Below are 15,073 nucleotides of genomic sequence, written 5' to 3' on the forward strand. Positions count from 1 at the left end.
CACCCGTCGGCTCGCGTCGGCTCGCGTCGGCTCGCGCGGAAGATGTCCGGCCCGAACATCTCGCAGTGGATGTTCGGGCCGGAACTGCCTTGTCGAACAGGTGAGTCCGGGCGTGTACATCACCGAACAGAGCGCTGGGGCAGACGGGGATCCGACGGCACGGCCCGGTCCATCCGTCCATCCGTCCATCCGTCTCAGGAACGCCCCGCCAGACGCACGTGAAGGGAGCGTGCCGAGGCGTCGGTGAGGGACGCGATCTGGTCGACGATCACGCGCTTGCGGGCGCGGTCGTCGGGTGCCTGGTCGAAGAGCGCGCGGAACTGGGGCTCCAGCCCGTCCGGGGCGCGGGCGGTGAGCGCCTCGGCCAGCTCCGCGACCACGATCCGCTGGTCCGCGCGGAGCCGCTCCTGCTCGGCCCGCTGCATCACATAGCGGTCGGCGACGGCCTTGAGGACCGCGCACTCCAGGCGCGTCTCGTGCGGGACGACCAGTTCGGCGCTGTACCGGGTGAGGGGGCCGGTGCCGTACGCCTGCCGGGTGGCACCCTCGGCGGCGAGGCAGAAGCGGCCGATGAGCTGGCTGGTGGCGTCCTTCAGACGGGCCTGGGCGACGGCCGTTCCGTCGTAGCCGTGCGGCCACCACTCCTGGTCGAGGAGGCGGTCGAGGGCCTCGGCGAGTTCGGCCGGGTCGGTGTCGGCGGGCACGTACCGGCCGCGCGCGACCTCGAACACCGCCTGCCGTTCGGGCTCGGCGTGGAGGCAGTTGGGGTCGATGTGGCCCGCGTGGAGGCCGTCCTCGACATCGTGCACGGAGTACGCCACGTCGTCCGACCAGTCCATGACCTGGGCCTCGAAGGTGGTGCTGGTGCCGGGGGCGTCCTTGCGAACCCAGTCGAACACCGGGCGGTCGTCGTCGTAGACGCCGAACTTGGGGGACTTCCGGTCGGTGGGGTGGGCGCCGCGCGGCCAGGGGTACTTGGTGGCGGCGTCCAGGGCGGCGCGGGTGAGGTTGAGGCCGACGCTGACGAGTTCGCCGGTGGTCTCCGACCGTACGAAGCGTTTGGGTTCGATCCTCGTCAGCAGGCGCAGGGACTGGGCATTGCCCTCGAAGCCGCCGCAGTCCTCGGCGAACTCGTTCAGTGCCTGTTCGCCGTTGTGACCGAAGGGAGGGTGGCCGAGGTCGTGGGAGAGGCAGGCGGCCTCGACGAGGTCCGGGTCGCAGCCGAGGGCCGCGCCCAGCTCGCGGCCGACCTGGGCGCACTCCAGGGAGTGGGTGAGGCGGGTGCGGGGGCTGGAGTCCCAGGCGATGTTGCGCGTGCCGGGTGTGACGACCTGGGTCTTGCCGGCGAGTCTGCGCAGGGCCGAGGAGTGGAGTACACGGGCACGGTCGCGTTGGAAGGCGGTGCGGCCGGGGCGTTTGTCGGGTTCCGGGGCGTAGCGCTCCGCGGAGGGCGGGTCGTAGTCGGCCGGGGCGTCGTAGCTGGGGGGTGCGGTGCCTTCCATGATTCGACAGTAAGCGGAGGCTGTGACAAATGGGTGCCTACTCGTCTGCCGGGTTCTCCCGGGCGGCGGGTGCGGGTTGTTCGTGGCCGGTCGCGCCCACGCGGCGGAGCCGCACATCGATACGGCCCCGCACCCCTCAAGGGGCGCTCCTGCGGGCCGGGAGTTCCACAGCTTCTCTATGCCGACGCCAGCGCGGGCAGCGTCCTGGCCCCGGTTGCCAGGGACTCGTCGTAGCGGTGCAGGACCAGGCGAGCCATCGTCGGGTGGGCGCCCAAGGGGGCCGCGGCGATCCAAGGGGCGGCCTCCGCGCACTCCCTGGCGAAGCGGCCGGGGGCGGTGAAGTAGGAGGCCATGGCTATGCGGGTGCGGCCCAGGGCGGTGAGGGTGCGGACTGCGTCGGCGACGGTGGGGGCGGCGGCCGATGCGTAGGCCGGGACGACCGGGACGCCGAGGCGGTCGGCGAGGAGTTGGGCCGTGCGGCCGGTGTCCTCGGCCGCCTCGGGGTCGCGGGAGCCGGCGGCGGCGAGGATCACGGCGCCGGTGCGGCGGGTGGCGTCGTTCAGCCGCGTGCGCCATCCGGCCTCGACGAGGCGGGTGTGCAGGGCGTCCACGAGGAGGGGGTGCGGGCCGAGAGGGGCGGCCAGGCGGGTGCGGGCCTCGGCGGCCGCGGCCATCTCGGGGATGTCCTGCTTGACGTGGTAGCCGCGGCTGAGGAGGAGGGGGACGAGGACGGCTTCCCGGTCGCCGAGTGCGGCGAGGGTGTCGGGGAGCAGGGGCTCGTTCAGCTCGATGTGGCCGAGGTGCACGGCCAGGCCGGGGCGCTGCTCGCGGACGCGGTCCATGAGGGTGCGTACGGTCGCCAGGGCGCGCGGGTCGCGGCTGCCGTGCGCCACGAGGACCAGCGCGGGCGGGGCCTGGCGCCGGGTTCCGTTGCGGGAGACGAGGCTGAGCTGGGAGGCCAGCTGGTCACTGATCAGGTTCATGATGTGCGCCGTACTGTCGAGGTCCGCGTTCGACTTGCTCGTCGTCGCCGTCATGTACCGATGGTGCCGGGGGGAGGTTGCCTCCCCGTTGCACGGTGGTGACGGGTGTTTTCCGGCGGTTCACCGCACGCCTTGGAGGTGTGTGAACCGCCACGACCTGGCGTTTCGACTCGTTCGAGTGAAGCTTGTCACCCTGGGCGGTGAACCGGAGCGATGCTGATGACGTCTTCGTTGGTCGGAAAGGCGGGCACTGTCGGGCCCGTCGGAAACACCCAGGACACATATGGGTCGACGAACGGGGGTGGGCCGCCGTGAGGCGTGTCTGGCGGGTGATTCGGCTGCCGCGTACACGGACGGGGCGGCGGCGGGCCGTGCAGGCGGTGATGCTGCTGTGCACGCTGGCGCTGCTCCCCTCGACCTGGATGTTCACGGCGGCCGACGACCGACTGCGGACCACGGCCGACGTGCCGCGCACCGAGGTCGCGATGGTCTTCGGCGCGGGGCTGTGGCAGGGCGAGCCGTCCCCGTATCTCGCGCGCCGGCTGGACGCGGCGGCCGAGCTGTACCGGTCGGGCCGGATCAAGGTGGTGCTGGTCACCGGGGACAACAGCCGCGAGGAGTACGACGAGCCGGACGCGATGCGCGGCTACCTCACCGACCACGGCGTGCCCGACGACCGCATCGTCAGTGACTACGCCGGGTTCGACACCTGGGACTCCTGCGTCCGCGCCAGGAAGATCTTCGGCGTGGACCGCGCGGTGCTCATCAGCCAGGGCTTCCACATACGCCGGGCGGTCGCGCTGTGCCAGGAGGCGGGCGTCGAGTCGTACGGCGTCGGGGTGCAGGACCGACACGACGGGACCTGGTACTACGGGGCCACCCGTGAGCTGTTCGCGGCGGGCAAGGCCTCCCTGGACGCGCTCTTCGAGCCGGACCCCCGCTTCCTCGGTCCTGAGGAAACGGGGGTCTCGAAGGCGCTCGCGTCGGCCGGCTGACGGGACTTGTCCCGGGGCGGCGGGCGCACGGTCAGAACCAGTGCAGGCAGTGCGGGGGCCGCTCGGCGCGGAAGAGGGCGTCGGCGAGGGTGGCCGCACCCGGGCGGTGGGCCCGGATGTGTCCGGCACGCACAAGCGTGCTCGGGGCGGTGCCGCCGAGGTAGACCGAACCCAGGTCGCGCACGTCCAGGGACAGGTCGGGCTCCCGGTCCGTCGGAACGCAGTCGGCCTTGCCGTCCCGGACGGTCAGCAGGTAGCGGCCGTGCTCGCCGAGGAACGGGTCCTCGACGTCGAGGACGAGTTCGCCGTCCATGAACCAGCCGCGCGCCGTCAGAGCACGCGGGACGTCCAGCAGCCGCACCCAGAGCCAGTCCATGTCGCCGCTCACCTCGCCGGCGCGGAAGTCCGCGAGCTGCCAGCGCAGCGGGTGCTCGTGCGGGACCTGCTTGAACACGACCTGAGAGACCAGGTCGTGTCCGAGTACGAACCGGGCCAGGGCCGTGAAGACGGCGTCGTCGGTGGTGATGGTCTCGTCGACCGTCAGGGTGCCGGACTCGATCGAGTAGCTGGCGTACCCGTCCGGGACGCCGTCGGTGTCACGGTGAACGGCGACATAGCGCGGCGCCGGCGAGATCGGGGGCTGCCCCGCGCGCAGGGCCCACCAGCGGTGCGGCCGGGACAGCGCGCCGGGCTGTGCGCGGCGATACCGGTCGTAGACCTCTTCCAGGATCTCGCCGCACTCGGCACGCCGCAGCACCTCGACCGAGCCGTTGTCCGAGCCGGCCGTCGGCGCGCCGGCCACCGCGCGCGCCCGGGGAACGGCGAGGGCGGCCTTGTGGCGCGGCACCGTCAGCCGCGCCGTGCAGGTCGCCGGTCCGTAGCCGAACCTGCCGTAGATCGTGGCCTCGGAGGCCAGCAGTACGGAGAGGAACTCCTCACGGGCCCGCAACTCGGCGAGCTGATGCCGCATCATCGCGCTGAGCACGCCTTGGCGCCGGTGCGAGGGCAGGACGCCGACGGCGGTCACCCCGGAGGCCGGGACGATGGTCTCGCCGGGCAGGGTGAGCTCGAAGGAGTGTGCGGCGGCGGTGCCGACGGGCCGCCCGTCCGCCGTCAGGGCGAGCAGGCAGCGGTCCGTTTCGAGCGCCGACCACCAGAGCCCGCCGCCTTCGACCGGGGTTTCCGGGAAGTACCCGAACGCGGTATGGACTGTGTCGATGAAGACGTCAAAGTCCTCATCGGTCGTCAAACGGATCTCCATCGCCGCCGCAGCCCCCTCTGGATAACGGCACCACGACTCGTGGTGTCAGGCCACAGTGCAGCGTCGCCCCCGTGGCCAGGGCAAGCGAATTACGGCCGGTCCGCGGCTGGTCACGGCGCGCCCGGGTCCGGCCCGGCATCGAGGCGTGAGTCGCCGTGGGCGGCTCCGCGGCGCCGGGCCGGGGCCTTCACCGCGGCGCCCGGCCCCTCGCACCGGCGGCACCGGGCCCTCGCACCGCGGCGCCGACACCGGCTCCTCACGCCGGGTCCGGGCGCGCCGGGAGGTCCCCGTGCCGGTCGCGTAACGGGGAGCGTCCCGGCGCGTAACACGCCCGCCGCACGCTGAACGGTATGCAGAACTCCGCGACGCCCACCCACTGCCCGTACTGCGCCCTGCAGTGCGGAATGAACCTGACGCCCGGTGCGGACGGGTCCGACGGTGTCGTAGTGGTGACGGAGCGCGCGGACTTCCCGGTGAACCGGGGAGCGCTGTGCGGCAAGGGCCGTACGGCGCCGGCGGTGCTCTCGTCCCGGGTCAGGCTGACCAGTCCCTTGGTCAGAAGGGCGGGCGTCCTGGAACCCGCCTCCTGGGACGAGGCACTCGACCGGATCGCGGAGGGGCTCACCCGCACGCGTACGGAACATGGTCCGGACGCGTGCGGCGTGTTCGGCGGCGGCGGGCTCACGAACGAGAAGGCCTACGCGCTCGGCAAGTTCGCGCGGGTGGTGCTCGGCACCTCGCAGATCGACTACAACGGCCGTTTCTGCATGTCATCGGCGGCAGCCGCCGGGATGAAGGCATTCGGGCTCGACCGGGGTCTGCCGTTCCCGCTGGAGGACATCCCGAAGACCGGGTGTGTCGTCCTCGTCGGCTCCAATCTCGCGGAGACCATGCCGCCGGCGCTGCGCTATCTCACCGAGCTGAAGGAGAACGGCGGCAAGCTGATCGTCATCGATCCGCGCCGCACCCGTACGGCCGAACAGGCCGACCTGCATCTGTCCCCGCGCCCCGGCAGCGATCTCGCCCTGGCCCTCGGCCTGTTGCACCTGATCGTGGCCGAGGGGCGGACGGACGAGGAGTACATCCGCGAGCGGACGAGCGGATGGGAGGAGGCCCGGGCGGCGGCCATGGCGCACTGGCCGGAGTACGTGGAACGGATCACGGGGGTGTCCGTTCCCGAACTCCGCGAGGCGGTACGGCTGTTCTGCGAGCCGGAGCACGCGATGGTGCTCACCGCGCGCGGGCCCGAGCAGCAGTCCAAGGGCACGGACACCGTCGGCGCGTGGATCAACCTCACGCTGGCGACGGGCCGGGCCGGACGGCCGCTGTCCGGGTACGGCTGCCTCACCGGGCAGGGCAACGGGCAGGGCGGACGTGAGCACGGCCAGAAGGCCGACCAGCTGCCCGGCTACCGCAAGCTGGTCGACCCCGAGGCCCGGCGGCACGTCGCCGAGGTCTGGGGCGTGGACCCGGACAGCCTGCCCGGACCGGGCCGCAGCGCGTACGAGTTGCTGGACGCGCTCGGCGGCGACATCAAGTCGCTGCTGCTGATGGGCTCCAACCCGGTGGTGTCGGCGCCGCGTGCCGCGCACATCGAGGAGCGGATCAAGTCTCTGGACTTCCTGGCCGTGTGCGATGTCGTGCTGTCGGAGACGGCGGCGCTCGCGGACGTCGTGCTGCCGGTGACGCAGTGGGCGGAGGAGACCGGCACGACGACCAATCTGGAGGGCCGGGTGCTGCTGCGGCGGCAGGCGATCACCCCGCCCGACGGCGTCCGCAGCGACCTGGAGGTCATGCACGAGCTGGCCGACCGGCTGGGCGTGGAGAAGGGTTTCGCGACCGACCCCGAGGAGGTCTTCGAGGAGCTGCGCCGGGCCAGCGCGGGTGGGCTCGCCGACTACTCGGGGATCACCTACCGGCGGCTGGCGGAGGAGAACGGGGTGTTCTGGCCCTGCCCGACGCCGGTCATCGACGCCGACTCCGTCCCGTCCACCGACGCGCCCCCCGTCCCGCCCACCGAGGTGCACCCCGGCACCCCGCGCCTCTTCCTCGACCGGTTCGCCACGGAGGACGGCCGGGCGTGGTTCGTGCCCGTGACGCACCGGGCGGCGGCAGAGGAGCCGGACGCCGAGTACCCGGTGCTGCTCACCACCGGACGCGTGGTCGCCCAGTACCAGTCGGGCGCCCAGACCCGGCGGGTCGACGAGCTGAACGCCGCCGCGCCCGGCCCGTTCGTGGAACTGCACCCCCGGCTGGCCGAGCGGCTCGGCGCGGCGGAGGGCGACCCGTTGGCCGTGGTCTCGCGGCGGGGGCGTGCCGTGGCCCCGGCCCGCATCACGACCGCCATCCGCCCCGACACGGTCTTCATGCCGTTCCACTGGCCGGGCGAGGGCCGCGCCAACACCCTCACCAACCCCGCCCTCGACCCCACCTCCCGCATGCCGGAGTTCAAGACGTGCGCGGTACGGGTGGAGACGTTGGGGAAGTGAGGCCGGGACCGGGGACACGGCCGTGTTCGGGCCCGGACCCGGGAAGGGGCCCGGACCCGGGATGGGGTACGGACCCGGGATGGGGTACGGACCGGGGAGAGGCAACGACCCCGGGAGAGGGCCAGAAGACGAAGCGGGGTATCCGGTCTGCCTGAGCGGCGGCTCGGAGACCGTCATTACGGTTGTCGCGTCCTCGGTGTACTTTCCTGTCTCCTCGGCGGGCTCGGAGAGGTGGAGGGCTCCTCGTGCTCACGGCTCTCGTGGCGTCGGCGGGGCGGTAAGTGCGGTGCGGTCGGTGTGGGTGGTGCGATTGGTGTGGTTGATGCGGTCGTGAACAACATCGGCACCCGGCCTGCTTGAACATTCATGCTTTCCCGTACGTTGATCCCGTGTGGTTATCCCGATGCTTCGCAGAGGATGAGAACAGCGGACGCACAGCTCGCCGTGAACACTTGGGAGTACAGCCGACCCGGGGGGATCGCATGCCGCAGCACGACAGTCACCAATGGACCGACTCGTTCCCGTGGAGCCTCTCGTACCGCTGGGGCCACTCCGCGCTGACCGCCGACTTCGACCTGAGCGGCGACTCGCCCCGGCTGCTGCGCGTCCGCCACCCCGGCGAACCCGAACCGGGCCCCGAGGAGGTCAAGACCGACCCCGCCCTGCCTCTGGTCGACCTGGTACTGCTCGGCGAAGGGACCGGCTGGGCGAGACCCCGCTTCACCGGCACGGCGATCGGCGGCCGCCTGAGATACCGGGCGCACCACTCCACGGACGGCGCCACGCTCGACCCTGCGGCCGGCTCCGCGTCCGGCCCCGCCGACAGCGAGGGATGGCACCGGCTGACCTTCGAACTGCACGACCCGGCCAGCGGGTTGACCGCGTTCGTCGAGTACGCCTCACCCGACGGCATCCCCGTGCTGCGATCCCGGGTCCGGCTGCGCAACGACGGCACCGAGGCGGTCACCGTGCGCTCCGTCGGCAGTCTGCTCCTCGGCGGGCTCCCCTCCCCCGACGAGTTGTCCGTCTTCCGGGCACGCAACGACTGGCTCGCGGAGTGCCGTTGGTACGCCGAACCGCTGCGGGACTCCGTGCCCGACATCAACCACGAGGTGCACGGCGGTAGCGGCCACGCGGCGGCACGCCTTGCCGGGCGCGGCAGTTGGCCCACGGACGGGCATCTCGCGATGGGCGCGCTCCAGCACCGTACGGACGCGCGCAGCTGGCTGTGGCAGATCGAGTCGGCGTCCAGCTGGGTCTGGGAGGCCGGGGAGTCGGCGGGCCGGACGTACCTCGCGCTCGGCGGCCCGACCCACGACGAGCACCAGTGGCGCGAAGTCCTGCAGCCGGGCGCCGAGTTCACGACCGAGTGGGCCGCGCTCGCCCTGGGCACCTGCTTCGACGGCGCCCTGGCCGCCCTGACCTCCTACCGCCGCGCCGTGCGCCGCCCCCACCCGGACCACACCCGGCTCCCGGTGGTCTTCAACGACTACATGAACACCCTGATGGGCGACCCGACCACCGAGAAGCTGCTACCGCTGATCGACGCGGCGGCGGAGGTGGGCGCGGAGTATTTCTGCGTGGACGCGGGGTGGTACGACGACGGGGAGAGCGGGGGGAGCGGCCTGTCGGGGGAGAGCGGGGGGAGCGGCCCGTCCAGGCAGAGCGGGGACAGCGGAGAGCGTGGCGAGGGCGGGGGAAGCGGGGAGAACGTCGAGTCGGAGAACCCCGACTCGCCCGGGGGCTGGTGGGACAGTGTCGGCGCCTGGCTGCCGTCGGCTCGGCGCTTCCCCGGCGGTGGTCCCGGCGCGGGTATCCGGGTCGTGATCGACCGGATCCGGGAGCGCGGGATGGTGCCGGGGCTGTGGCTGGAGCCGGAGGTCATCGGGGTCCGCAGTCCCCTCGCCGAGGAGCTGCCCGCCGAGGCCTTCCTCCGTCACGCGGACGGCTCCCGGGTGACCGAGCAGGGCCGCCACCAGCTGGACCTGACCCACCCGGTGGCCCGCGCCCACCTCGACGGGACGGTCGACCGCATCGTCGGCGAGTGGGGCGTCGGCTACCTGAAACTCGACTACAACATCACCACCTCGGCGCCCGCCCACCTCGCCCACTCCCGGGCCTGGCTGTCCTGGCTGTCCTCGGCCCTGGACCGCCACCCCGGTCTCGTCGTCGAGAACTGCGCCTCCGGCGGCATGCGCATGGACGGCGCCTCCCTCGCCGTGGCCCAGCTCCAGTCCACCTCCGACCAGCAGGACCCCCTGCGCTACCCGCCCATCGCCGCCTCCGCCCCCACCGCCGTACCCCCGGAGCAGGGCGCCGTCTGGGCCTACCCCCAACCGTCGTACACGGACGCGGAGATCGCCTTCACACTCGGCTCCGCGCTCCTCGGCCGCATCCATCTCTCCGGCCACCTGGACAGGATGACGGTTCATCAGCTCGGGTTGGTGCGTGACGCGTTGACGGCCTACAAGTCCATTCGGGCCGACCTGCGCACCGCTCTGCCCTTCTGGCCCCTGGGCCTCCCGGGCTGGACGGACGACTGGATCGCGCTGGGGCTGAGACCGCCGGTCGCGGGCGCGGCCCCGGTGTACGTGACGGTGTGGCGCCGGGGCGGAGCCCCTGAACGGTCGTTCGCGCTACCGCACCTGGCGGACGGGAACGGAGGGGGCGCGGGCGACGTACGGGTGGAGATCCTGCACCCGAGCACGACGACGGGAACAGCCGAGTGGGACGGAACGGCGCTCCGGGTGAGCCTGCCCGAAACCCGGTCGGTCCTGTTGCTGAGGCTGTCAGCCGCGCCCTGAAGGGGCGCGGGGCCGTGTGGATGTGCGGCGCCGCCGCGTGGGTGCGATCAGCCGCAGACACCCCGCACCCGCCGACACTCTCAGCCTCCCGAGCTCCCGGGCGCACGGCGGCGCCCTCCAGGCGGGCGGCACCAGTCCCCACCCTCGATCAGCTTCCCCCGCGCTCTCAGTCCGGCGGCGACGGCCGGCGCGGCGACGTACACCCAGGCCCGTACGACCGTGCCGTCGCCGCGGGTCGCCGCGCGTTCCACCCGCTCGTAGAGGTTCGCGGGGTCGCCCGGGGCGTACTCCTCCAACTCGTCCAGGATGCGCAGGAGTTCGGCGTACGACTCGGGCCGGGCCGTGACGAGTTCACCGGTCGCCGAGGCCCCTCCCCCGCCCTCCTCGCCGATCTCCTCCACGGCGTAGGGGTACCCGGGGCCCTCGTACAGCGCCATGCCGGGCATCCGGGCCGGCTCCTCGGTGAGGGTGCGGCCGCGCAGGAAGAGGTCGTGGTTGTGCTCGCCGGGGCGGAGCGTGCCGTAGACGAAGAAGGGGAGCACCGTTCTCCTCTCCAACCGGGTCGGTCTCTTCCGAGTCGGACGGACTCTTCCGAGTGGGACGGATATGGCGGGCGGGCCGGGGAGGCCCTTGCGGAAACGATTCTCACCCCCCGCCCGTAATGCCGTGGCCCGGGGGCGCGGTCGTGGCTACGCTCCACCGCTGTCCCCCGCCCACGGAACCTACGGAGATCCATGTCGTCGCCCCAAGGGAAACTGCACGCCGACGAGTTCGACATCGACGAGGCGCTCGTCCGGCGGCTGATCGCGGCGCAGTTCCCCGAGTGGGCCGGGCTGCCGGTCGCACCCGCTCCCGCCGCCGGGACGGACAATGTCATGTACCGCCTGGGGGACGACATGGTCGTACGGCTTCCCCGGAAACCCGACGGTGCCCACCAGGCCGACAAGGAACACCGCTGGCTGCCGCTGCTGGCACCGTGTCTGCCCCTCGCCGTACCGGAGCCGCTCGGCAAGGGGCGACCGGGTGAGGGATATGGGCTGCCGTGGTCGGTGCTGCGCTGGCTGGAGGGCGAGAACGCCTACGACGCTCCCGTCGCCGATCTCGGGTGCGCGGCCGGGGAGTTGGGCCGGTTCGTGGCGGCGCTGCGGAAGGTGGACGCGACGGGCGGGCCGGTGTCCTTCCGTGGTGGACCGGTGAGTGCGAACGACGACGAGGTCCGGGACGCGATCCGCGGGCTGGGGGCGGACGGCTCGGTGGACGCGGCGCTCGCCACCACCCTGTGGGAGGAGACCCTCCGGCTCCCCCAGTGGGCCGGAGCCCCCGTCTGGGTCCACGCCGACCTGCTGCCCGGCAACCTCCTCACCACCGCCGGCCGCCTCACCGCCGTCATCGACTTCGGCGGACTCGGCGTCGGCGACCCCGCCTGCGACCTGCTGCCGGCCTGGACCCTCTTCACGGGTGCCTCCCGCACCGCGTTCCGCGACACCGCCGACGTGGACGACGCGACCTGGGCGCGGGGGCGGGGGTGGGCCCTGTGCTTCGGGATCGTCGCCGAGCACTACTACCGCGACAAGGGGCACGTGCTGGCGGAGGTGGGGCGGCGGGCTGTGGGAGAGGTACTGGCGGAGTATGCGTGAGGAACGGATGGTGACGAGTGGCGTGCGGTGCGGACCGTCAGGTGCGGGCGTGAGGTGCGGGCGCGACGGGTGTGTGCTTCAGCGCCGCGCCTGCCACCACCGAGTGAGGATCTCGACCTTCAGGTCGAACTCCTTGTCGACGAAGGACGTCGGGGTGTGCAGCGTGATGCGGCGGCCGTCCGTGGTGTGGACGGTGATCTGGCGTACGCCGAGGACGCGACGGACTTCCAGGTGCCGGATGCCCGTCCAGGGGATCCGGCGACGCCGGGTACCGCGCACCACGAGGGCATCCTCGGCCAGGATCACCTCGTCGTTGCGGCGCAGGACCGCGACGACCACGGTGGCCGTCAGCACCCCCGAGAGACACTGCCGCAGTGTGTCGCCCGTCATCGGGTCGGAGGTCAGGGCGAGGCCCGCGTACAGAAGCGCTGTGCCGCCCAGGAGCCCCAGCAGGACGGGCAGGACGGCCTGGAGCATCCCCGGCTCGTACGTGATCGTCTCGTGCTCGCCGCGGTCGATGGGCGGGGGGCCTGAAGGCATGGTGTCGTGTTCCCGTGGGTCAGGGCATGGTGAGCGGGAGGCCGTCCGTGTAGCCGTTGGACGGCCGGGGGATCTTTTTGACGGTCCGGGCGTCGAGGGCCGCCTCGGCGGAGCTGGTGCCGAGGGTGCCGGTGGGGTGCCAGGTGCCGGTGAGGGTGACCCAGGTGTCGGCGGGCGGGGGCGGCGTGCCGTGGATGCGCACCTTCACGAACTGGGCGTCAGCGGCGCAGCAGCTGAAGATGACGCGGGTCAGGTACCAGTCGGCGATTCCGTCACCGCCGTCGTCGCCGTCCTCGCCGGAGGTCTCCTTGACGGGGGTGACGAAGCCGGTCATCCGGACGGTGCGGCCGTCGATGGCCCGGTCGCGGTCCTGCTGCACTCGGCGGGTGAAGTCGGTGAGGGTGATGGGAAGCGGTGAGGTCGTCGGCAGGGGGTCGAAGTCGCCCTGTTCGGTGACCGCGACCGCCTTGGGGGCCTCGCGGGAGGCGGTGTACGCGCCGATGGCCGGCGGGGCGTAGAAGAGCAGACTCAGGGCGGGGAGGAGCAGGAGCCAGGCGACTCGGGGCGGAGTGGAGTGGTCGTGACCGTGGTCGTGACCGTCGCCGTGGGCGTCCTGGCCACCGCGGTTGTCGCGGTCGTCCTGGCCACCACCGTCGTCGCGGTCGTCGTGGTCGTCCTGGCGACCACCGTCGTCGCGGTCGTCGTGGTTGACCTGGCCACCACCGTCGTCGCCGTCGTCATGGTTGTCCTGGGCGCCTCGGTCGTCGTGGCTTTCCCGTTCGTCTCTCCCGTCCCGTCTCCACAGTGACCAGGCCTCCGCCGCGCCGAGCACGAGCAGCAGCGCGCCCGAGGCGACGAGGAGGGGGTACATGCCCTCCTTGACGTATCTCAGGTAGTGGTCGGTGAGGAGGGTGGCGTGGAGGAGGCCCAGGCCGCTGAGGAGGAGAAGGAGCGCCTGCAGGGGTCGTTTCACAGCAGGACGGCTCCGATCAGGACGCTGCACAGGATCGCGACGACGACCGTCGCGGCGGAGAAGCGGACCGCGAAGGCCCGGCCGAAGGTGCCCGTCTGCAGGGCGATCAGCTTCAGGTCGACCATGGGTCCGACGACCATGAACGTCAACCGCGCGGTGGGTGAGAAGCCGGTGAGGGACGCGGCGACGAAGGCGTCGGCCTCCGAGCACACCGAGAGGAGGATGGCGAGCGCGGCGAGGAACAGCACCGACAGCCAGGGCGAGTCGGCGAAGGTGTCGAGCACGGTGCGCGGGACGAGCACGTTGAAGGTGGCCGCGGCCATCGCGCCGACGACGAGGAAGCCGCCCGCGTGCAGGAAGTCGTGCTGGAAGCCGGTCCGGAACTCGTTCCAGCGGCTCTGCCCGGTCCGGTGTCCCGTGTGCCGCGCGACCGGTTTGAGCCACTCCGCACGCCCCAGCCAGAGCCACAGCCAGCCCATCCCGGCGGCGGTGACGAGGGAGGCGAGCAGTCGGGCCAGCACCATTTCGGGGCTGCCGGGGAAGGCGATGGCCGTGGCGGTCAGGACGATCGGGTTGATCGCGGGCGCCGACAGCAGGAACGCGAAGGCCGCGGCCGGGTCGACCCCTCGGCGGATCAGACTGTGTGCGACCGGCACCGACGCACACTCGCAGCCGGGCAGGATCACCCCGGCGGCACCGGCGACCGGGACCGCGAGCGCCGGCCTTCTGGGCAGCACCCGGGTGAACACCCGAGCCGGTACGAACGCGTTGATGGCACCAGACAGGGCCGTACCGAGCAGCAGGAACGGCAGCGCCTGCACGGTGATGGAGAGGCACACGGTCCGCCACGCCTGCACGGCGGGTTCCTCCATCCACCGCCCCACGGCGAACAGCACGACACCGGGGACGACGGCCGCGCCGATGAGCAGCAGGGGCCAGTGCCGGGGCCAGGTGTGGTCGGGGGTGGCGTCAGGGTCGGCGCCGGCGTCAAGGCCGACGTCGGGGTCTGGGTCGGTGACGGTGTCGTCGCGAGCCGCCTCGTGGACGACCACGGGTATCTCCGGCTCGGCCGGCGCCCCCTCCGGCCCGGCCGTCACCGCCTCTTCGGCCGGTTCATCTGTCTTCTGCATGCCCACTCCGAATATCCGGACGATCGGGTCGAACATAGCGGGCGCTCCGGGCGGGGCGCCTCAGACCCCGCCCAGCAGGGACGCGAGGCCGTCGTCGAGCGCCGGTGCCAGGTCCTCGCCGCCGAGCGCGACGACGGCGTTCGAGCGGCGCAGGAAGCGGCGGAGCGTGGGCGTGTCGAAGCGGATCATGGCCATACCGTGCGGTGAACGGAGTTCCACGACCGTGTGGGCCGGGCCGCAGGGCCACAGGTGTACGTCGCCGATCCCGGCCGGGGCGGCCAGCCCCTCCGCCAGCAGGGTGCGGGCGAACGACCACGTCACATCCGCGTCGTCGGCGGAGGCGCCGGCCGGGAAGTCGATGTGGACGGCGAGGGGGTCGTCCGGGGTGTAGCGCAGGATGGTGCGTACCGGGACCTCCTCGTAGTCGGGTGTGATCAGGCGGGCGCGGGCGCTCTGTTCGAGAGCGGGGGGCGTGGGCATGGTGGGCTGCGCGGGGTGCATGAGCGATCTCCAGTTCGGGCACTTCAGGTGCTTCGGGTACCTCGGGCGGTTCAGGTACTTCGGGCGCTTCGGCTTCTTCATGTGGTTCAGGCTCTTCGGATGCTCGGATGCTGCGGGCTCGTGTGTTCGTCAGATGCTTCTTCGACCCCTCGGGCTTTCCGAGCCCATGGGTCTCATGCCGACACACCGACTCGACCGCGCCAAGGCCCTCTGTATTACGCCGCTTTCGAAGTTACCCGCTGTGATGCGTGTCACTTT

Annotated in this window: 12 protein-coding genes; 4 read left to right on the forward strand and 8 right to left on the reverse strand. The window is 72.2% G+C overall.

Going from position 1 to position 15,073, the window contains the following annotated elements; all coding sequences use genetic code 11:
* Positions 1-194: 194 nt before the first annotated feature.
* Together OG858_RS14820 and OG858_RS14825 are read right to left on the reverse strand one after the other, a co-directional pair.
* The gene (locus OG858_RS14820) at positions 195-1,502 is read right to left on the reverse strand and encodes a deoxyguanosinetriphosphate triphosphohydrolase (protein ID WP_319259513.1); all 1,308 of its coding nucleotides are present in this window, start codon (positions 1,500-1,502) and stop codon (positions 195-197) included.
* Positions 1,503-1,678: 176 nt separating this feature from the next.
* Positions 1,679-2,539, reverse strand: a complete 861-nt coding sequence (locus tag OG858_RS14825; protein WP_086750846.1) for a sirohydrochlorin chelatase — start codon at positions 2,537-2,539, stop codon at positions 1,679-1,681.
* Between the two features lie 329 nt (positions 2,540-2,868).
* Between OG858_RS14825 and OG858_RS14830 the strand changes: the two genes are divergently transcribed.
* Positions 2,869-3,480 carry a SanA/YdcF family protein gene (locus tag OG858_RS14830; RefSeq protein WP_256960752.1) on the forward strand — a complete coding sequence of 204 codons (612 nt, stop codon included), beginning with the start codon at positions 2,869-2,871 and terminating at the stop codon, positions 3,478-3,480.
* 31 nt (positions 3,481-3,511) lie between these two features.
* On the opposite strand, the gene OG858_RS14835 is transcribed toward OG858_RS14830, so the two are convergent.
* Positions 3,512-4,741, reverse strand: a complete 1,230-nt coding sequence (locus OG858_RS14835) for a GNAT family N-acetyltransferase (RefSeq protein WP_319259517.1) — start codon at positions 4,739-4,741, stop codon at positions 3,512-3,514.
* 350 nt (positions 4,742-5,091) lie between these two features.
* Here OG858_RS14835 and OG858_RS14840 point away from each other — a divergent pair, with 350 nt between their 5' ends.
* Complete coding sequence (locus tag OG858_RS14840; RefSeq protein ID WP_086750844.1) at positions 5,092-7,230, forward strand: molybdopterin oxidoreductase family protein; 2,139 nt, start codon at positions 5,092-5,094, stop codon at positions 7,228-7,230.
* Between the two features lie 482 nt (positions 7,231-7,712).
* Positions 7,713-10,034 (forward strand): glycoside hydrolase family 36 protein, encoded by a 2,322-nt coding sequence (locus OG858_RS14845; protein WP_328544802.1) that lies wholly within the window; start codon positions 7,713-7,715, stop codon positions 10,032-10,034.
* Positions 10,035-10,114: 80 nt separating this feature from the next.
* Here OG858_RS14845 and OG858_RS14850 read toward each other — a convergent pair whose 3' ends face one another.
* Complete coding sequence (locus OG858_RS14850) at positions 10,115-10,576, reverse strand: gamma-glutamylcyclotransferase family protein (RefSeq protein ID WP_319064760.1); 462 nt, start codon at positions 10,574-10,576, stop codon at positions 10,115-10,117.
* 192 nt (positions 10,577-10,768) lie between these two features.
* Here OG858_RS14850 and OG858_RS14855 point away from each other — a divergent pair, with 192 nt between their 5' ends.
* Positions 10,769-11,671 carry an aminoglycoside phosphotransferase family protein gene (locus OG858_RS14855; protein WP_319259528.1) on the forward strand — a complete coding sequence of 301 codons (903 nt, stop codon included), beginning with the start codon at positions 10,769-10,771 and terminating at the stop codon, positions 11,669-11,671.
* 78 nt (positions 11,672-11,749) lie between these two features.
* Here OG858_RS14855 and OG858_RS14860 read toward each other — a convergent pair whose 3' ends face one another.
* From OG858_RS14860 to OG858_RS14875, 4 genes are read right to left on the reverse strand one after another with little or no spacing between them, the layout of a single operon-like run.
* On the reverse strand, positions 11,750-12,211 hold the full coding sequence (locus OG858_RS14860; RefSeq protein ID WP_328544801.1) for a hypothetical protein: 462 nt from the start codon (positions 12,209-12,211) through the stop codon (positions 11,750-11,752).
* A gap of 19 nt (positions 12,212-12,230) precedes the next feature.
* Positions 12,231-13,184 carry a TIGR03943 family putative permease subunit gene (locus OG858_RS14865; RefSeq protein ID WP_328544800.1) on the reverse strand — a complete coding sequence of 318 codons (954 nt, stop codon included), beginning with the start codon at positions 13,182-13,184 and terminating at the stop codon, positions 12,231-12,233.
* Complete coding sequence (locus OG858_RS14870; protein ID WP_107482464.1) at positions 13,181-14,314, reverse strand: permease; 1,134 nt, start codon at positions 14,312-14,314, stop codon at positions 13,181-13,183. The genes OG858_RS14865 and OG858_RS14870 overlap by 4 nt, the downstream gene beginning before the upstream one ends.
* A 60-nt stretch (positions 14,315-14,374) precedes the next feature.
* Complete coding sequence (locus OG858_RS14875; RefSeq protein WP_406196310.1) at positions 14,375-14,896, reverse strand: SsgA family sporulation/cell division regulator; 522 nt, start codon at positions 14,894-14,896, stop codon at positions 14,375-14,377.
* Between the last annotated feature and the right edge of the window lie 177 nt (positions 14,897-15,073).

This window comes from Streptomyces europaeiscabiei (assembly GCF_036346855.1).
Classification (GTDB): Bacteria; Actinomycetota; Actinomycetes; order Streptomycetales; family Streptomycetaceae; genus Streptomyces; species Streptomyces europaeiscabiei.